Source organism: Alteromonas halophila (assembly GCF_014651815.1).
Classification (GTDB): domain Bacteria; phylum Pseudomonadota; class Gammaproteobacteria; order Enterobacterales; family Alteromonadaceae; genus Alteromonas; species Alteromonas halophila.
Genome location: NZ_BMXP01000001.1, coordinates 864,725 through 883,820, shown reverse-complemented (window position 1 = coordinate 883,820; position 19,096 = coordinate 864,725). Strand labels below are relative to the sequence as shown.

16 protein-coding genes, 1 tRNA gene and 1 pseudogene are annotated in these 19,096 nt (G+C 51.5%); 11 read left to right on the top strand and 7 right to left on the bottom strand.

Annotation, left to right across the window (positions count from 1 at the left end):
• Nucleotides 1-31: 31 nt before the first annotated feature.
• From IE054_RS04010 to ftsH, 6 genes are all read right to left on the bottom strand, one after another.
• Nucleotides 32-117: transfer RNA gene (locus IE054_RS04010), tRNA-Leu, on the bottom strand.
• Nucleotides 118-127: 10 nt separating this feature from the next.
• On the bottom strand, nt 128-514 hold the full coding sequence (gene secG / locus IE054_RS04005; protein WP_189403759.1) for a preprotein translocase subunit SecG: 387 nt from the start codon (nt 512-514) through the stop codon (nt 128-130).
• 10 nt (nt 515-524) lie between these two features.
• On the bottom strand, nt 525-1,262 hold the full coding sequence (tpiA, locus tag IE054_RS04000) for a triose-phosphate isomerase (RefSeq protein WP_189403758.1): 738 nt from the start codon (nt 1,260-1,262) through the stop codon (nt 525-527).
• A gap of 95 nt (nt 1,263-1,357) precedes the next feature.
• Nucleotides 1,358-2,701, bottom strand: coding sequence for a phosphoglucosamine mutase (glmM, locus tag IE054_RS03995; protein ID WP_189403757.1), 1,344 nt, complete (start codon nt 2,699-2,701; stop codon nt 1,358-1,360).
• Nucleotides 2,702-2,719: 18 nt separating this feature from the next.
• Nucleotides 2,720-3,547: a dihydropteroate synthase gene (folP, locus tag IE054_RS03990; RefSeq protein WP_189403756.1), complete on the bottom strand. Its 828-nt coding sequence runs from the start codon at nt 3,545-3,547 to the stop codon at nt 2,720-2,722.
• A gap of 112 nt (nt 3,548-3,659) precedes the next feature.
• Nucleotides 3,660-5,609, bottom strand: a complete 1,950-nt coding sequence (gene ftsH / locus IE054_RS03985; protein ID WP_189403755.1) for an ATP-dependent zinc metalloprotease FtsH — start codon at nt 5,607-5,609, stop codon at nt 3,660-3,662.
• Between the two features lie 745 nt (nt 5,610-6,354).
• Between ftsH and yhbY the strand changes: the two genes are divergently transcribed.
• The 4 genes and pseudogenes from yhbY to IE054_RS03965 all read left to right on the top strand — a co-directional run.
• Nucleotides 6,355-6,648: a ribosome assembly RNA-binding protein YhbY gene (gene yhbY, locus IE054_RS03980; RefSeq protein WP_189403754.1), complete on the top strand. Its 294-nt coding sequence runs from the start codon at nt 6,355-6,357 to the stop codon at nt 6,646-6,648.
• Between the two features lie 98 nt (nt 6,649-6,746).
• Nucleotides 6,747-7,523, top strand: coding sequence for an SDR family NAD(P)-dependent oxidoreductase (locus IE054_RS03975; RefSeq protein ID WP_189403753.1), 777 nt, complete (start codon nt 6,747-6,749; stop codon nt 7,521-7,523).
• Nucleotides 7,524-7,873: 350 nt separating this feature from the next.
• Nucleotides 7,874-8,977, top strand: a complete 1,104-nt coding sequence (locus IE054_RS03970; protein WP_189403752.1) for a serine hydrolase domain-containing protein — start codon at nt 7,874-7,876, stop codon at nt 8,975-8,977.
• A 205-nt stretch (nt 8,978-9,182) separates the two neighbouring features.
• Nucleotides 9,183-9,742, top strand: a pseudogene (locus IE054_RS03965) (DUF885 domain-containing protein); the annotation flags it as partial.
• Nucleotides 9,743-9,874: 132 nt separating this feature from the next.
• On the opposite strand, the gene IE054_RS03960 reads toward IE054_RS03965, so the two are convergent.
• A complete protein-coding gene (locus tag IE054_RS03960) occupies nt 9,875-12,262 on the bottom strand; it encodes a Lon protease family protein (protein ID WP_189403751.1) in 2,388 nt (795 codons plus the stop codon).
• Nucleotides 12,263-12,510: 248 nt separating this feature from the next.
• Between IE054_RS03960 and IE054_RS03955 the strand changes: the two genes are divergently transcribed.
• The 7 genes from IE054_RS03955 to rlmH all read left to right on the top strand — a co-directional run bounded on the left by IE054_RS03955 (nt 12,511) and on the right by rlmH (nt 19,095).
• Nucleotides 12,511-13,041: an SRPBCC family protein gene (locus IE054_RS03955; RefSeq protein ID WP_189403750.1), complete on the top strand. Its 531-nt coding sequence runs from the start codon at nt 12,511-12,513 to the stop codon at nt 13,039-13,041.
• Nucleotides 13,042-13,360: 319 nt separating this feature from the next.
• Nucleotides 13,361-15,964 carry a leucine--tRNA ligase gene (leuS, locus tag IE054_RS03950; RefSeq protein WP_189403749.1) on the top strand — a complete coding sequence of 868 codons (2,604 nt, stop codon included), beginning with the start codon at nt 13,361-13,363 and terminating at the stop codon, nt 15,962-15,964.
• Nucleotides 15,964-16,482 carry an LPS-assembly lipoprotein LptE gene (locus IE054_RS03945; protein ID WP_189403748.1) on the top strand — a complete coding sequence of 173 codons (519 nt, stop codon included), beginning with the start codon at nt 15,964-15,966 and terminating at the stop codon, nt 16,480-16,482. The genes leuS and IE054_RS03945 overlap by 1 nt, the downstream gene beginning before the upstream one ends.
• 4 nt (nt 16,483-16,486) lie before the next feature.
• Entirely contained in the window at nt 16,487-17,515 is a 1,029-nt protein-coding gene (gene holA / locus IE054_RS03940) for a DNA polymerase III subunit delta (RefSeq protein ID WP_189403747.1), read from the top strand.
• Nucleotide 17,516: 1 nt separating this feature from the next.
• Nucleotides 17,517-18,173 carry a nicotinate (nicotinamide) nucleotide adenylyltransferase gene (nadD, locus tag IE054_RS03935; protein WP_189403746.1) on the top strand — a complete coding sequence of 219 codons (657 nt, stop codon included), beginning with the start codon at nt 17,517-17,519 and terminating at the stop codon, nt 18,171-18,173.
• A 9-nt stretch (nt 18,174-18,182) separates the two neighbouring features.
• Entirely contained in the window at nt 18,183-18,500 is a 318-nt protein-coding gene (gene rsfS, locus IE054_RS03930; RefSeq protein ID WP_189403745.1) for a ribosome silencing factor, read from the top strand.
• A 124-nt stretch (nt 18,501-18,624) separates the two neighbouring features.
• The gene (rlmH, locus tag IE054_RS03925) at nt 18,625-19,095 is read left to right on the top strand and encodes a 23S rRNA (pseudouridine(1915)-N(3))-methyltransferase RlmH (RefSeq protein ID WP_189403744.1); all 471 of its coding nucleotides are present in this window, start codon (nt 18,625-18,627) and stop codon (nt 19,093-19,095) included.
• Nucleotide 19,096: the final 1 nt, after the last annotated feature.

Genomic DNA, 19,096 nt, shown 5'->3' with positions numbered 1-19,096 from the left:
CCGCAGCACTGCGTGCTGCGGGGTTGTGTATTGGTGCGGAAAGCGGGACTTGAACCCGCACGAGCATAGCTCACTACCCCCTCAAGATAGCGTGTCTACCAATTCCACCACTTCCGCGAAAATTCTATTAATTAGGTACGTCTGACTCTGTATCATTATTGCCCTGTTCACCGGAGACCGGGACATCAGGGTTTGCCGGTTGCGTTGCTGGTGCAGTCGCTGGCTGGCTGTTTTCACTCACAGGTACTTCCAGGTTATCCCATTCATCCGCTGCTTTTTCACGGTTAGCGGTCAGATTACCCAGACTCAGGCTGATCAGGAAAAATAGCGTTGCCAGAATACCGGTTGTTCTGGTCATAAAGTTACCTGCGCCTGATGAACCAAAGACCGTATTAGAGCCGCCGGCACCGAATGACGCACCCATGTCCGCGCCCTTACCCTGTTGGATCAGCACAAAACCAATCAACAACAAAGCGACTATCAGGTACGCTACCAGAAGCACTTCGTATAACATAAAAACCTCGTCAGTTTGCCGCTTGGCAAATCGCTACAAAATCATCAACTTTCAGACTGGCGCCACCAATTAGCCCGCCGTCTATATCCTGCTGTGCAAACAGAGTCGCCGCATTATCAGGCTTCACACTGCCGCCATAAACAATCCGTACGTCTTTTGCCCCTTTCTCAGACACTTGCTTCCGGATAAATGCATGAACGGCCTGAGCCTGCTCCGGTGACGCTGTTTTGCCTGTGCCGATTGCCCATATGGGTTCGTAGGCCAGTACGCATTGTTTCAAATCTTCGCTGTTCAGGGTTTCGAGTACCGGCGCCAGTTGGTCGGCAATGTACTGGTTAACCCCGTCTTTTTCGCGCACATCCAGTGGCTCACCTACACAGATAACTGGCGTTAGCCCTGCGCGTAACGCAGCCAGTGCTTTTCCGGCAACGCTTTCACTGCTTTCGCCCTGATCCTGGCGCCGCTCTGAATGCCCGACAATAACGTATTCGCACCCACACTGCTTAAGCATGTCTGCTGACACTTCGCCGGTATGCGCACCATTTTTCTGTGCGCTCACATTTTGCGCGCCCAGTGCAAAGGCACTGTCAGTCATGGACGTCAGAAAAGGGTAAGGCGGACATAATACAACATCGACAGCTTCGATGCTGGTGCCCTTCATGGCAGTGCAGAATTCTTCCGCTAATGCGAGAGAACCATTCATCTTCCAATTTCCCGCTACCAGCGGTTTTCTAGAATCTGTATTCACTTTACTGACCTCAACCCTGTCTTAAAGCGGGCGTGATATTAACGATATACGCCCTAATATACAAGCACAAAACTGAAAAAACAGCGGGGAATCACCTAACTGGCGACTTTACGTACAGCATCCGCAATGAATTCAGCCCAACGTGTTGATGTGTCAGCATCTTCTGACTCTACCATAACCCGAATCACCGGCTCAGTACCGCTTTTGCGCAGCAGCACCCTGCCCTCGTCACCCAGTGTATTTTCAGCTTCCTGCACCGCAGCGGCGACGGCTTGGTGCTGGGTAGGATCTTCCGCCGTGGCCGTATAACGCACATTAACCAGCGACTGAGGATACACTTCATAACCACTGACCAGTTCATTTAAGCTCATACCTGAGCGCAGCATCGCAATCAGCACCTGAAGTCCGGCCACGATACCATCCCCGGTAGATGCTGCCGCCAGGTTCAGAACATGCCCGGAGTTCTCGCCGCCAATGTGCCAGCCATTTTTTTGCAGAAGTTCCATCACATAGCGATCGCCGACCTTGCTTCTTTCAAACGGTACGCCAAGCTTTGCCAGGCCGTTTTCAAGACCTAAATTGCTCATCAGTGTGCCGACCACACCGCCCTGCATCCGGCCGTTTTTCAATGCGTCGCGGGCAATGATATAAACGATCTGGTCGCCGTCAATCACATTGCCTTTGTGATCGACCATCATGATACGGTCACCATCGCCGTCAAGCGCGATGCCAAGATCTGCACCAGTCTCCAGCACTTTTTCTGCTGTCGCACGCATGGAAGTCGCCCCCACCTTATCATTGATATTCAGGCCATTGGGGGAGGTGCCGATTTCTATCACTTCTGCGCCCAGCTCTTCAAACACATTCGGAGCAATGTGATAAGTAGCGCCATGGGCACAGTCGACCACCATCTTCAGTCCTTTCAGAGAGAGTTCAGTCGGGAAACAGCCTTTGCAGAATTCGATATAGCGCCCTGCTGCATCTTCAATACGGGTGGCTTTACCCAGTTTGTCTGACTCAACACAGGTCATGGGCTCGTCCATCATGGCTTCGATAGCCAGCTCAATGTCATCAGGCAGTTTAAAGCCATCTGCTGAAAAGAACTTAATGCCATTATCGTAATACGGGTTATGCGAGGCACTTATCACAATACCTGCTTCTGAACGAAAGGTTTTGGTCAGATACGCAATGGCCGGGGTTGGCATGGGCCCTAACAGGCCGATATTGATCCCGGCCGCGGACAGCCCGGCTTCCAGCGAGGATTCAAGCATGTAACCGGAAATACGGGTATCTTTACCAATCAAAACTTTGTTTGTACCACGGCCTGCCAGCACGCGTCCGGCCGCCCAGCCAAGTTTAATCACAAATTCCGGATTAATTGCACTTTCACCTACTTTGCCGCGAATACCGTCAGTACCAAAATACTTGCGTTCACTCATGTGCCAATACGTCCTTATTTATTCTTCTAATGCATTAATATACTTCACAATATTGACGGCATCTGCCGTTTCCTCAACATCGTGTACGCGGATTATGTTTGCACCCAGATGCGCAGCAATTGTAGCGACAGCCACGCTTCCCGCCAAGCGCTTCTCAACATCACGCGATAACAGATTACCAATCATAGACTTACGGGACATGCCAACCAGCAGTGGATAGCCCAGTGCAGCGACCTGCGGTAAATGCCTGAGTAACTGATAATTGTGGCTCAGTGCTTTACCAAAGCCGAAGCCCGGATCCAGTATGATATTTTGCTCTTTGATCCCCGCATTGTGACAGGCTTTTACCCGCGCGAGTAAAAAATCGTTCACTTCCCTGACCACATCGCGGTAATGCGGGGCCTGCTGCATACTACGCGGCTGTCCCTGCATGTGCATCAGACACACAGGTACATTAAGTTCGCTGGCCATGGCCAGTGCATCGGGTTCCTGCAACGCTCGGACGTCATTGATGAGCGCGGCACCGGCATTAACGGCTTCTTTCATCACCGCGGCTTTGCTGGTGTCGATAGAAATTACAGCATCAAGCTGTCCAGATAAGGCTTCAATCACCGGGATCACGCGGTCCAGTTCTTCCTGCTCCGCCACATCAGCCGCACCTGGACGGGTAGACTCCCCCCCAATATCAATAAAGTCAGCGCCCTGCTCTGCCATCCTGTGCGCACGGTCAATGGCACTGTCGCGTGCATTGTGCTGACCGCCGTCGGAGAACGAGTCCGGTGTTACATTGAGGATCCCCATAACCCGGGGGCTGGAAAGCGAAAGTTGTTTATCTTTAAACTGCATCCTGACTCCTGAAAACAGCTTGCCAAAATCCTGCCGGAGACACGTCGCCGGCCCAACGCTGAGACATTAAAAAAGCGCCGCAAGCGGCGCTTTTTTTTACTCTTGCCGATGTTTAGCCCGGCATGTCACCCGGCTTTCCTACCGAGGGCTTATCTACACCGTCATCGGTAATTTCACCTTCACGGGCAGGTTTACCACCGCTTGGCTTGTCACCGTCGTCTGGCGAACGATCATCCCAGTCTGACGGTGGACGCACATCGCGACGATTCATCAAATCATCGATTTGCTTCGCATCGATGGTTTCATATTTCATCAGCGCGTCTTTCATGGAGTGCAGAATGTCTTCGTTTTCTTCCAGAATCTGCTTGGCACGCTCATAATTTGAATCAATCAGTGCTTTAATTTCTGCATCAATCGCACGGGCCGTATCGTCAGACATGTGCGATGCTTTTGACATCGACTTACCTAAGAATACTTCGCCTTCGTCCTCTGCATACAGCATCGGCCCCATTTTATTCGACAAGCCCCACTGCGTGACCATCTTACGGGCAATCTCAGTCGCACGCTCGATGTCATTAGATGCACCGGTGGTGACCTTGTCATCGCCGTAGATGATTTGTTCTGCAATACGGCCACCGAACAGGCTGGAAATCATGCTTTCCAGATGCTGCTTGGAATGGCTGACTCTGTCCTGTTCAGGCAGGTACATTGTCACACCCAGCGCCCGGCCACGCGGAATAATGGAGACTTTGTAAACCGGATCGTGCTCGGGCACTAGCCGGCCAACAATAGCGTGACCCGCTTCATGATACGCTGTCATGGCTTTTTCATCGTCGGTCATCACCATCGACTTACGCTCAGAGCCCATCATGATTTTGTCTTTGGCCTTATCGAATTCTTCCATCGACACCAGGCGTTTATTACCGCGGGCTGCGAACAGCGCCGCTTCGTTCACCAGGTTGGCCAGATCAGCACCTGAGAAGCCAGGTGTACCGCGTGCAATCACTGAAGGATCGACATTGTCGGCAACCGGTACTTTACGTACATGCACTTTCAGAATTTGCTCACGGCCTCGGATATCAGGCAGCCCGACAATGACCTGGCGGTCAAAGCGACCAGGGCGCAGCAGGGCCGGATCCAGTACATCCGGGCGGTTAGTTGCGGCAATAACGATGATGCCTTCATGCCCTTCAAAGCCATCCATTTCTACCAGCATCTGGTTAAGGGTTTGCTCACGTTCATCGTGTCCGCCACCTAAGCCGGCACCACGCTGGCGACCGACGGCATCAATCTCATCAATAAAGATGATACAGGGCGCTGACTTTTTAGCTTGTTCGAACATGTCGCGCACCCGAGATGCACCCACACCAACGAACATTTCTACAAAGTCAGAACCGGAAATGGTGAAAAACGGAACCTTGGCTTCACCGGCAATGGCTTTTGCCAGCAATGTTTTACCGGTTCCCGGCGGGCCTACCATCAGCACACCTTTAGGGATCTTACCACCGAGTTTCTGGAACTTGGACGGGTCGCGCAAAAAGTCGACCAGCTCTGCCACGTCTTCTTTTGCCTCGTCGCAACCGGCCACATCGGCAAACGTGGTTTTGATCTGATCTTCACCCAGCAGACGCGCCTTACTCTTGCCAAACGACATGGCACCACGGCCACCGCCGCCCTGCATCTGGCGCATAAAGAAGATCCACACTGCAATGAGCAGCAACATCGGGAACCAGGAAATAAAGATAGACGCCAGTAACGACTGTTCTTCGCGTGGTTTACCCAACACGCGTACGTCATTCTTTATAAGATCAGAAATCAGCTTATCGTCATAATAGGGAATATAGGTTACGAAGGACTCGCCAGAGCGACGTGTGCCGCGGATTTCACCCGCTTCACTGTCGATACGAACTTCGCGAATATTTCCTTGATTCGCTTCTTTAAGAAATGCTGTGTAGTCCGTCTGTGCACGTGTTGATTCGCTGGGTGAAAAGCTCTGAAACACAGACATCAGAACCACAGCAATAACCAACCACAGGATTAAATTTTTTGCCATATCGCTCAATGCTACTAACCTCTTGTAAACCCGAATAACACCGGTGGCCGTTTACCGGCCTTCACAGTTGTTATCCGAACGAAAACTCGCTGATTTCAGGGTACTACACTTTATACCCGCAAGCTACCAAATCCACTATCTTCAAACAGGCCCGCAACGAAGCCGGTTTACACGTTTTTACGCTACCAAACGCGGTCTTGTTGCTGCTTAAAACGCAGCGAAGCCCCCGCACTGACATGCCACCGTTAGTCTTGTTCACCTGTCGGCATCTCCAGGTTCGCGTTCAGCGCAAATTCAAACAGAAACACGCACCAAACCCAACACCCCACAAAGACACCATCCCACTTTGGTGTTACTTCAGACACTACTACACCTACGTGGTTCCCACCAATTGTGTTCAATAGCGCAGCGAGAACCGCTTATTAACACAATCACACGGCGCTTTGATGCCACACTGCCAGTAAAAGTGTGCGACACGCGCCACCACTCACTAACTTCATGCTTAACTGATGACAGCTACGTTGCCTTACGCTTCCGCGTGAAGTGCAGCCCTTGTGTTTAATTTTTGTCATCCCGACACTTATGGTTTGGGATTGTTAGGTAGATGGCGTTAGAATAAGCGTTTTCAAGGGACGGCGTGAAAATCCTCCGGGTGGACCCACTAAACTGTGGCAGGCGCAAAGCTGGCTGCGTGTAAAAAGTGCCTCTCGTCCCAACTGTTTAAATTTAAAAATGGATTGTAAGAAGTTACCAAATGAAACTGTCAAATAAGCAAAAGCAATTTTTAAAAGGCCTGGCCCACCCACTAAAGCCAGTGGTGCAATTAGGTGCCAACGGGCTGACTGAAGGGGTGGTGTCGGAAATTGATAACGCCCTGGCGCACCACGAACTCATCAAGGTCAAGGTGCCTTCAGACGACCGCGAAGAAAAAGCACTGATCATGGATGCCATTGCCCGTGAAACTGACGCAGAGAAGCTGCAGGTTATCGGCCATACGCTGGTACTGTACCGCCCAAGTGAAGACCGTAAAATACAGTTGCCAAAATAAGGGTATAAGAATTTTTGCCGCTGGTGTCAGCATAGTTTTTGTCAGCACGACGCGCTAACATCGGGTTAACTGACAGTTAATAACAACAGGAAATGACTATGCAATTAACAGGAGCCACAGCCCTCGTTACTGGCGGCTGTTCCGGATTAGGGCATGCAACGGCCATTGCCCTGCGTGACGCAGGCATGAAGGTTGCGCTGCTGGATGTTAATGATGAACAGGGCCAGACCCGTGTAGAAGAACTGGGTAAAGAAAGTACCCGTTTTTACCAGGTTGATGTGCGCAAAGAAGATGATGTGACCAATGCCATTGCCTCCGCGGTCAGCGAGCTGGGTGACATTCGCCTGGTGGTGAACTGCGCCGGTATTGCGCCCGCTAAACGTCTGTTAGATAAAGAGGGCCAGCCAGCGGATCTGGATGGTTTTCAGAAGACCATCGATATTAATCTTGTTGGCAGCTACAACGTCTGCCGCCTGGCCGCCGCACAGATGGCAATGCAGGACGCCGTAAATGAGGAAGGCGAACGGGGTGTGATTATCAATACCGCCTCGGTTGCCGGTTACGAAGGTCAGATTGGCCAGACGGCATACGCTGCAAGTAAAGCTGGCATCATCGGCCTTACCCTGCCTATGGCCCGCGATCTGGCACCGCTTGGTATCCGCGTAAACACCATTGCCCCTGGGGTTATGGGTACACCTATGCTGCTGGCCATGCCGGACAAAGTGCAGGATGCGCTAAGTGCCAACGTTCAGTTTCCCAAACGACTGGGGTTCCCTGCCGAGTTCGCCAAACTGGTTATCAGCACCAGCGAAAACGCCTATCTGAACGGCGAGACGATTCGCCTGGATGGTGGCTTACGGATGCCGCCTAAGTAAGAGTGCACGCCCGGTCAATCCTGGCGTGATACGCTGATCTCTTAAAAGCCCTTCGCGACAGTGAGGGGCTTTTTTATATAGCCACCCCACTCCCATAACGCAAGCGGGGGCTGGTGTGTTCGTGCCCGTATCTGCCGTTGGTTCGTCCTCTCATGTGCGGCAGTTTTGAACGTGAAGCGGCCGTTTACAGCTTTAAAAAATATTGGGCATTAGCACAGAGCGGCAAATTCGAATTTGCGTTTGTATCATTAGGATGATGATAGATAAAACTTGTTACATATCAAAATTTTATTAATTCGCTAGTTCATAATATGCTAATCCCTAAACGCAGGTTATGGAGAAGAAAGTAAGTGAGCCTAAAATACTTAATCAGTTCGTTTTTTACACTGTTCATCCTTATGAACTGTTCAGGTGTTTTGGCTGAACAAAAATTAAAGAGCTCATCGGACACAAAATCTAGTCAAGATCTGGTCAGTAAGCTATCAAATGAGTTGCATCGCTTACATGAAAAAGAAAGGTTTGATGGAACAATTATAATAACATCTGGGACGGAAGAGTTATTCCGTCACTCCTATGGTTTTTCAGATAAAACTACTAGGTTAGAAAATACATCTGAAGCCGTGACAGATATTGGTTCAATATCAAAGACATTTACTGCTGCCGCAATATTAAAGCTAGTTTCAGAAGGTAAGCTAGAACTTGAAACTACAATAGCTGATATTTTTCCAGATTCACCTATCGACAAAAAAAAGTTAACTATAAGAAGCTTACTTTCTCATAGCTCAGGGCTTGATAATTTTCATAATGAAACTGATTTTGACCTGATGAGCAAAGATGAAGCCATTGATAAAATCTTTTCCCTTCGACTACTTGGGGAGCAGAATCAAACCATTGCATACTCTAATGCCGCTTATACACTTTTGGCCGCTATCGTGGAAGACGTATCTCAAACTTCCTTTCAAACCTATGTTTACAAAAATCTACTTAATCCGTTAAAACTTAATGATACAGGCTTCTATGGCGATGATTATATTCGTGATTCAATCGTTGCCAAAGGTTATGGAGGAAGGGACAGTGGCAAAACTACATTCGAAAAAGGACTCACATGGGCATTAGTAGGGCAAGGGGGAATGGTATCTTCAGCAAATGATTTAAGCATATGGTTTAGTGCTATTCTAGATGGAAAACTATTCCCAGATAGCCAAGATAACCTGATGCTTCAGAAAGCAAACGCACAATGGTTTCTTGGTAACATTAGACATTTTTCTTCATGGGGAACTTTAAGCTATTACGCAGGGGGTAGTACAGACTTTGGTTATACAGCTCTAGTACAATATTTACCAGATTTTGAGGTTTCTATAGTTATATTGCTCAACAGCTATATTGATAAATACGGCAACGCTTCGCATCAAAAACTCAGCAAGGAGCATATCTTTCCAATTCTCCTAGAGTAAATAATCTGCACGTCATCGTTAATAGTGATTGTTTGAGTTCATTCGATCAACGCTGACCAATGTCCGCTCCTTTTCTAAAAAAGCCTGCCACGCAGGGGCTGAAATATACGGATTGCAAACCTTCGCTCATCAATAGATATCAGTGTCCCTCCTGTGCAAAGCAGACGGCCTTCGTCCGGGTTATTATTACGTGAATCTGTATTAACCAGAGACCCGGCCCAAATATGAAATGGAGGTGCTGAGTGTGCATGAAGCAGTGCCCGGGCATCATTTACAAATGGAGCTTGGGGATTTACCCATGTTCCGACGGTTTTTGAATTTTACCGTCTTCACTGAAGGCTGGGGGTTGTACAGTGAGCGACTTGGCTACGACATGGGCTTGTATACCGATCCTTATTCACGCTTTGGCCAGTTAACGTATGACATGTGGCGTTCGGTGCGCTTGGTTGTCGATACGGGTATACATTACATGGGCTGGACACGCCAGGAGGCCATCGACTACTTCAAAGCCAATGCCGCCAAGTCAGAGCAGGATATTATTAATGAAATCGATCGTTACATCACCAACCCAGGTCAGGCGCTGGCGTAAAAATTGGTCAGCGAAAAATGCTCGAGTTACGTGAAAAAGCGGAATCAGAGCTTGGTGACAAATTCGATATCCGCGCATTTCACGACACCATGCTGGGAGCGGGGTCGGTTCCGCTTAACGTACTAGAAGCCAATATTAACGAGTGGATTGCGGCTCAGTTACCGGAACGTGCCTGATACTGATTACATCATAGGGCTGGAAGTTCCCGCCTTCGAGGGGACGACGGTCTGGCTATCGGGCGCACGAAAAACCGTCCTCCCGGACGTCGCAGGCAGACATACTTTTTCTGGTAACGGCGCGGAAAACTATTAATCCCCGTCCCCGCCGTTGACCATCAGCGCGATATTATACAGCCGGTTAACGGCGTGATAGTTAATGGAATTTTTTGGATAACGGCCTTTAGAACTTAAGCCACCTGCGTCTTTTTGCATCAGCAGCGACAGGGCATCGTCGACGGTTTGCACACTGTAAATGTGAAACTGGCCTTTTTTCACGGCCTCAATCACCGCCTGATCAAGTACCAGGTTTATTTCATTGGATTTGGGGATGACCACGCCCTGATTTCCGGTCAGGCCACGGTGCTGGCAAAGATCAAAAAAGCCTTCTATTTTTTCATTCACACCGCCCACCGCCTGCACTTCACCATACTGGTTGATGGAGCCGGTCACAGCCAACGTCTGCAGTGCCGGAATATCGGTTAATGCGGAGATCAGCGCGACCAGCTCGCCTAACGAAGCACTGTCGCCATCGATATGACCGTACGACTGTTCCAGCGCAATATTGGCAGACAGGGTCAGCGGAAAATGCTGTGCATATTTGTTGCCCAGATAACCGGTTAACAGCATCACCCCTTTTGAGTGGATAGGCTGGCCCAGCTCGACTTCCCGTTCAATATCCACCACCCCACTGGCGCCGGCAAAAACCGTTGCCGTGATCCTGGCCGGGGTGCCAAACGCGGTGTCACCCACTTCCAGAACGGTCAGTCCATTTACCTTTCCAACCGCCTCCCCTTCGGTGGCGATCAGCACATGCCCTTCCTTAATGTCGTTTAACAGGCTCTGGCTGACCCGGCCGGTGCGGCGCTTTTTAGCACTCAGTGCAGTGGTAATGTGACTGAGTTCAATGGTGTCAGTGCCCGCTTTACGGCAAAAATACCGGGCTTCATTGATAAGCTCGATAACATCGGCAAAGTGTGCAGACAGCTTTTGCTGATGTTCTGCGTTGCGCAGTGAGTATTCAACCAGCCGGCGCATCGCCGCAGACGAAATACCAGCAAGCCCGCACTTAGCGACGTGGTGACGAACCCGCCCCACAAAATCGAACAGTGACTGGCGGGTAACCGGAATTTCAGTATCGAAATCGACCAGCACCCGGAACAGCTCATCAAATTCTTCGTCGTACTCCTGCAACGTGTAATACAGTTCGCGCGAGCCGAGCAGGACAACTTTAATTTTCAGATCCACTGGCTGCGGGTTCAGGGTAATTGCATTGACCATGCCTACATCCTGCTGCGGCAGATCCATACGCAGCCGGCCTGATTTTATAGCCAGCTTCAGCGTATCCCACACATAGGGCTGTTCAATAATCTTATCTACATCCAGCAATAAATACCCCCCATTGGCTTTATGCAGGGCACCCGGGCGGATCATCTGGTAACTGGTAAACACGCTGCCCTGTTCGCTGGAATATTCTATTTTGCCAAACAGATTCTGGTAAGTCGGGTTTGGCTCATAAATTACCGGTGCACCATCGTCGAGCTTGTGGCCCACCAGCACGTTTGGCAGAAATTCCTGCTCCAGGTAATCCCGCCTATCCTCTTCTTCGGTTTTTTCTTCTTTGCGCTCGTCGTTCAGAAAAGTCACGATCAAATCAATCAGGTGCGGACGCAGCTGTTTAAGGTATTTCAAAATCCCCAGGTTGGCCGTGTATTTATGCTCCAGCGCTTTGATCAGCGGCTTAATGCCCTGCTCAGCCGTTTCTTTATCTAACTCCCGCAGTCGCTCAGAATTTTCACGACGCCAGGCGGGCAGACCGAGCAGGCTTTCGCTTAGCCGGTTTTCAAGTTCATCGACCAGCTCATAAAATGCGCTGCGCTGGGCGTCTGTCATTTCACTGAACTGGTTATCTTCCAGCGTTTTTCCCTCCACGATCGGTGAAAAACTGATCCTGCCGTCGTCTTCGAATAAGGCAATATCATTTGCATTGGCATAGGTCTCAACTTTGCCAATCGCATCCTGATATTTTTGTTCGAATTCGCGGGTGATAGCGGCCCGTCTGCGCTGATAACCAGGGTTATCAAAGGCCATCGGAAATGTCGCCAGCACATCGTCAATGAGCGACGCCATATCTTGCTGAAAGGCGCGGCCCCCGCCGGGCTCAAAGCGCAGCGCCACAGGCTCGCGTTCTTCTTCGATATTGTTGATATAACACCAGTCGTCCGGTGTCGGCAGTGATGCCACCTGACGCTCAATATGCTCCTTGACCAGCGTAAACCGCCCAGTTGCCGCCTCACCCATGACATACAGATTATAGCCCCGGGCATCAATGCCCAGTCCAAAAGTGAGGGCCTCGCGGGCGCGCTCCTGGCCAATAAACGTCGAGTTAAGCGCCTCTGTATCCTTTAATGCGGCATTGATGATCCGCCGGTTGACTGCTACGGATAACGCTTTATAAGGTAACTGCTCAATGGTTGACACGCCCGGATTGATCCTTGTTGTTTTGCTCAGGTTTATTAAACATTCGACAGCCTGTGAGACCGTCCCTGTATAAGGGTGTAAGTGAACCGCTAAAGTGTGTGGCTGTCAAACATGTTTGTTAACAGGGAATATATCATGCACGTCTGACCGGACAGGCACCGCCAGAATTTGGCAGATGGCTGGCATCGCTATACACTCAACACACGCATATCAATATGCATCAGGTTTGATGCGACAGGATCCTTTCAATGAAAAATACGCTTATTAGTGTCGCCCTGTTCTGCAGCCTGCCCGCTGCCGCAGAAGTGCTTCAGGTCGAAAATCATGGCTTTATGATTAAAAATACCAGCAGCACCGCGGCGACGCCCCAGCAGGTGTATACCGCACTGACAGAGAACGTGGACAACTGGTGGCCTAAAGATCACAGCTGGTGGCGCGGAACCTTTTCTATTGATCCTGTGGCCGGTGGCTGCTTTTGTGAAATTGCCGGTGACAAGCAGGCCCGCCATATGCAGATTGCGCATGTGGCACCACCTGTCAGGCTGGTCATGGAAGGCGGACTGGGACCGCTGCAGCAAATGGGCATAAGCGGTGCGCTGACCTGGTCAATCACGCCGTCACAAAACGAAGATGCCACCCAGATTACACTGACCTACAACGTGCACGGCATAAGCCCATCCGGGTTTGAAGAACTGGCATCCGTTGTCGATCGGGTGCAGGCGTCGCAGCTACAGGCCCTGGCCGACTATGTCAGCGCCGGGCATACCGCAACGCCCTAATCTGTCGAAGAACGACCGACGGCCACCATTAGGTCTGGCTGGCAATTACCCGCCACGATGTCAGACAATCACACGCATCGAATGCCGGCAAGGTACCTCACCGAGCGCGCTGTTATGCCAAGACTTAAGTTTAATTCGCAATTGAACGCTCTTGCTATTGAGGCAGGCGGTGGCGCTGAGGTATTCTATGCGGTCTGAAATTATCACACATTGTGTTCTCTGACCGATATGCGCGGGTGTGCGTTCTTAAGCAAAGCAACAACGCCCTCAGCTTTCAGTGTATGAGACACCACTTAAAAAATGCGGAAGCCTTAGTTTCATGGCAGAACATCAGTACAATCCCAAAGAAATAGAACAACGTGTCCAGCAATACTGGCAAGATAGTCAGACCTTCAGCGCTACTGACGACCCCAGCAAAGAAAAATTTTTCTGCCTCTCCATGTTTCCCTATCCCAGTGGCAGACTGCATATGGGGCATGTCCGCAATTACACTATTGGTGACGTAATAAGCCGTTATCAGCGTATGCAGGGCAAGAATGTCCTGCAGCCAATGGGCTGGGATGCATTTGGCCTGCCGGCGGAAAACGCCGCCATTAACAACAATACCGCACCGGCAAACTGGACCTATTCCAACATCGATTATATGAAGTCCCAGCTTAAATCACTGGGCTTTGGCTACGACTGGGATCGCGAGGTGGCGACCTGTAAACCCGACTATTACCGCTGGGAACAATGGTTCTTTACCCGTTTGTTCGAAAAAGGCCTGGTGTATAAGAAGAATGCCACGGTGAACTGGGATCCGGTTGATCAGACCGTACTGGCCAATGAACAGGTGGTCGATGGCCGCGGCTGGCGCTCTGGTGCGCTGGTTGAGCAAAAAGAAATTCCCCAGTGGTTTATCAAAATTACTGATTATGCAGAAGAGCTGCTGCGTGACCTGGACCAGTTAGACGACTGGCCGGAACAGGTGCGTGCCATGCAGGCCAACTGGATTGGTCGCTCCGAAGGGGTGGACATCCGTTTTGATGTGCCGCAGGGTACTGGCGAGCAAGCCAGCCTGTCGGTGTACACCACGCGTCCTGACACCCTGTACGGTGTGACCTACGTGGCGGTTGCCGCCCAACACCCGCTGGCAGAACAGGCCGCCAAAAATAACCCGGAACTGGCAGCGTTTATTGACGAGTGCAAAAACACTAAAACCGTCGAAGCAGAGCTGGCCACCATGGAGAAAAAAGGCTGTGATACGGGTTTTCAGGCCGTTCACCCGCTCACCGGTGAACTGGTGCCGGTATGGGCCGCTAACTTTGTACTGATGGATTATGGCTCAGGGGCCGTGATGTCAGTACCGGGCCACGATCAGCGTGACTGGGAGTTTGCCACTAAGTATGGATTAACCATCAGACAGGTTATCGCGCCTGCTGAAGATGCCGAGCAAGACTGTGATCTGACCGCCGGCGCCTACACAGAAAAAGGCCGCCTGATTCACTCCGACAGTTTTGACGGGCTGGCATTTGAAGACGCATTCGACGCCATTGCACAAGCGCTGGAGAAAAAAGGGGCGGGTAAACGTACCGTAAACTATCGTCTGCGCGACTGGGGCGTCAGCCGTCAGCGCTACTGGGGCGCACCTATCCCGATGCTGAATCTGGAATCCGGTGAGTCGGTGCCGGTCCCTGCCGACAAACTGCCCGTGGTACTGCCTGAAGATGTACAGATGGACGGCGTGACTTCGCCAATCAAAGCCGACCCGGACTGGGCAAAAACCGACTATCAGGGCCAGGCTGCCACCCGTGAAACCGATACCTTTGATACCTTTATGGAATCATCATGGTACTACGCGCGTTATACCTGTGCTCAGAATAATGACGCCATGCTCTCGCCGGAACAGGCCAACTACTGGCTACCGGTGGATCAGTACGTCGGCGGTATCGAGCATGCCATTTTGCATCTGCTGTATTCGCGTTTTTTCCACAAACTGCTGCGCGACGAAGGGCTGGTTGATTCTGATGAGCCATTCAAACGCCTGTTGTGTCAGGGAATGGTATTGGCAGATTCGTTCTACCGGGAAGATGAATCAGGCAAGAAAACCTGGTTTTCACCGGCCGATGTCAGCGTTGAGAAAGACGACAAGGGACGCATCACAAAGGCGTGGCTGACCGAGGACGGTACGCCGGTTCAGCACGGCGGTATGACCAAGATGTCCAAGTCTAAGAACAACGGTATCGATCCGCAGCAGGTTATTGACCAGTACGGCGCCGATACGGTGCGTCTGTTTACCATGTTTGCCGCGCCACCGGAACAGACGCTGGAATGGGTCGAGTCTGGTGTAGAAGGTGCCAACCGCTTCCTGCGCCGGGTATGGAAGCTGGCCACAGAGCACGCAGACAAAGGCCCTGTCGCCGCGCTGGATACGCAGTCGCTGAATAAAGACCAGCAGGCACTACGCAGAGAAATTCATAAAACCATCGATAAGGTCAGCGACGATATTGGCCGCCGTCAAACGTTTAATACGGCCGTTGCGGCAGTGATGGAATTGCTTAACCATCTGCAAAAAGCCCCTCAGGAAGCGGCCCAGGATATCGCGCTGATGCGTGAGGGCGTCGAGGCGATCGTGCGCTTGCTTAACCCCATTACGCCGCACATGTGCCATACCCTGTGGCAACAGCTTGGCCATGACAGCGACATTGAGTTTGCTGGCTGGCCCCAGGCTGATAAACAGGCACTCATCGAAGATGAAAAGCTGATTGTGGTGCAGGTCAACGGTAAAGTGCGGGCCAAAATGACCGTTGCCGCTAACGCAGAAAAAGCGGAACTAGAAGCCGCTGCAAAAGCGCAGCCCAATGTGCAGCAGTTTATCGACGGTAAGACGATCCGCAAGGTGATCGTGGTACCTGGTAAACTGGTTAATATTGTGGCCAGTTAATGAGACGTTTGTACTGGATAAGTATGCTGGTCGCCGCGAGCCTGCTGGCTGGCTGCGGCTTTACGTTGCGCGGAGCGCCCGCGCTGCCTGATGATTTGGACTATGTCCTGATTGTATCGGCCCGACAGCACGCACCGCTTAAACGGGCCCTGGTTAACCAGCTGGATATCTATGGTCTGGAAGGTGGTACTCGCACAAATGTGGCGCCTGTGGAACGTCAGCTCGTGATATCGCTGGCACCGGAGCAACTTGAACGACGCCTGCTGTCAGTATACTCCTCCGGTCAGGTGGCAGAATATGAACTCATCTATGGTGTTAACTATACGGTGACGTTCCCGGGCTTTGACCCGGTTTCCTCGTATTTCGAGGTGTTGCGTGACTATCAGGACGATCCGGACCAGGTACTGGCTAAGTCGCGCGAGCTTGATCTGGTGCTCAGTGAAATGCGTGAGGAAGCCGCTGACCGAATCATTCGCCGGCTCTCGACTCAGGCTGCCCGACTAGGGACAGGCCAGTAACATCATGCAGGTTTATCCTAACCGTTTTAATGACACGCTCAGCAAAGGTCTCAAACCCTGCTACCTGATTTTTGGTGATGAGCCTCAGCAGAAATTTGAGATCATCGAAGCATTACGCTCGGCCGCCAGAGAGCAAGGGTTCGATGAGCGTACGGTGCTGGTGGCTGATAATGAATTTAGCTGGCAGACCCTGCTTGAAGCAACACAAAGTCTGTCGCTGTTTTCGGCGCGTCAGCTCATCGAGCTTGAACTGCCTACCGGTAAACCGGGTAGCGAAGGCAGTAAAACCCTGCAGCAGGTCGCGCCGCTGTTGGGTGAAGACACGCTGCTGGTGGTACATGGCCCCAAAATCGGCAAAGATGTGCAAAAAAGCAAGTGGTTTAAGACCCTTGATGAGCATGGCATTCACAGCCTGTGCTACCCACTGGAAGGCAAGCCACTGATGGCCTGGATTGGCAATCAGCTGAACGTCGCCGGCGTAGCAGTGAGTCCTCAGGGCGCGCGCCTTATCGCAGACTTCTGTGAAGGTAACCTGATGGCCGCCAGGCAGGAAATCGATAAACTTGCCCTGCTCTACCCCGGCCAGCAGGTTGATGACGCTGCGCTTGAACGGGCAATTGTCGATCAGTCACGCTACAACGTCTTTCAGCTGGTCGATGTAATGCTGGAAGGCAACGCGCAGCGCTGTATCAAAATGCTCTACCGGCTGGAAAGCGAAGGCCTTGAGCCAAACATTGTGATTTGGGCACTGATCCGTGAATGGCAAACCCTCACCAACCTGGTTACTGCCCGTGAAAGCCAGGGGAGCATTCAGTGGCAGCGACATGGGATCTGGCGTAACCGCCAGGGCTTTTACGAGAGTGCCCTGCAACGTCTGGATAAGGCGCGCTTAAGCGAGATCCGCGAGGCCCTGTCACAGGCTGATCACCTGTTTAAGCAGGAAGCGGTCACCCGCCCGTATGTCAAGTTGTGCCATTTGTGTATGTTGTTTCTGGGCATGCCCGTCAATACACTGCCCGTGGCGGAGGCGTAACGTGAGCACCAGTATTGCTGTGTTAGGCGGCACATTTAACCCGCCGCACCTGGGGCATATTCAGGGCGCACTGCAGGTTATTGAGCACTTAGGAATACCGCAGCTGGGCCTGATGCCCTGTAAACTGCCGCCGCATAAAACCACGGCCGGTGTCAGTGAGCATCACCGGGTCGCCATGGTCAGTCTGTTGTGTGACAGTAACCCCGGCTTATACCCCGAGCTGATTGAACTGGACCTGCCGGCCCCGTCCTACAGCGTTAAAACGTTACGTGCGCTGCGCAGGCAGCACCCGGGTTCACCGCTGTTATTTGTGATGGGCGAAGACTCGCTGAATACCCTTGAGAGCTGGTATCAGTGGCGCACACTTCTGTCGCTGTGCCATGTAATTGTCATGCGTCGCCAGGATCTCAACGTCAGTCGGTCGGCTGAGCTTAATTTGTGGATTGAAGAGCACCGCTGTCATGATCCCGCGATGCTCAGCACCACAAGATGGGGGCAGCTCTATATCGCACAGACCGAACTGCATCAGGCCTCATCAACGGCAATACGTAATGAGGCCGCAAAATCAGGCGCGATGATGCCTGAGGTAGCACAATGGCTGCCTGATGAAATCATCAGCTATATTAATCAACATAAACTGTATGCCAACGTAAAGTGAGGAGAACTTTTGGATAGTCAGCAATTCAAAACGTTTGTGATCGACAAAATTGATGATATGAAAGCGCGCGACGTGGTGGTGATGGATGTAAAAGGGAAATCGTCGATTACCGACACCATGATCATCTGTTCAGGGAATTCAAAGCGTCACGTCATATCGATTGCCGAGAATGTGCAGGTAGAAGCAAAGCAGGCAGGCCACCCCCCTTCTAATGTTGAGGGCAAGGATTCCGGCGAATGGGTTCTCGTTGACCTGGGTGATATTATTGTTCATGTTATGCAGGATGAAACCCGCGACTTTTACCAGCTGGAAAAGCTCTGGGCATAAGCCTTGCGCGTAGTGCAACCGAAAACGCTTCGGCTAGCGCGCGTGAAGATAGCAAAACTCAGATGCTGAGTATTGGCGAGTGTGCCTTTCCGCGGATGGTGAATTGCAGTAAGGAAGTAGTTAAGTGCGTATTCAAATAGTTGCCGTTGGAAATAAAATGCCCGCCTGGGTAACGCAGGGGGTAGACGAGTTTTTACGGCGGTTTCCGCCAGACATGGCAGTGTCTTTTACCGAAATTGCGCCCGGCAAGCGCGGCAAGAATGCCGACATCCCCCGTATATTGCATAAAGAGGGCGAGCAGATGCTGTCGGCTGTGGATAAGGGTAACCGCATTGTCACGCTGGAAGTCACCGGGCGGGCCTGGGATACGCCGACATTGGCAAAACAACTGGACGCCTGGAAAATGGACGGGCGCGATGTCAGTCTGCTGATTGGTGGCCCTGAAGGCCTGGCGCCGGCGTGCATTGCCGCGGCTGACCAGAAGTGGTCTTTGTCACCACTGACCCTGCCCCACCCGCTGGTGCGGATAGTCGTGACGGAAAGTTTGTACCGCGCCTGGTCGGTCACCCAAAACCATCCCTATCACCGCGAGTAAG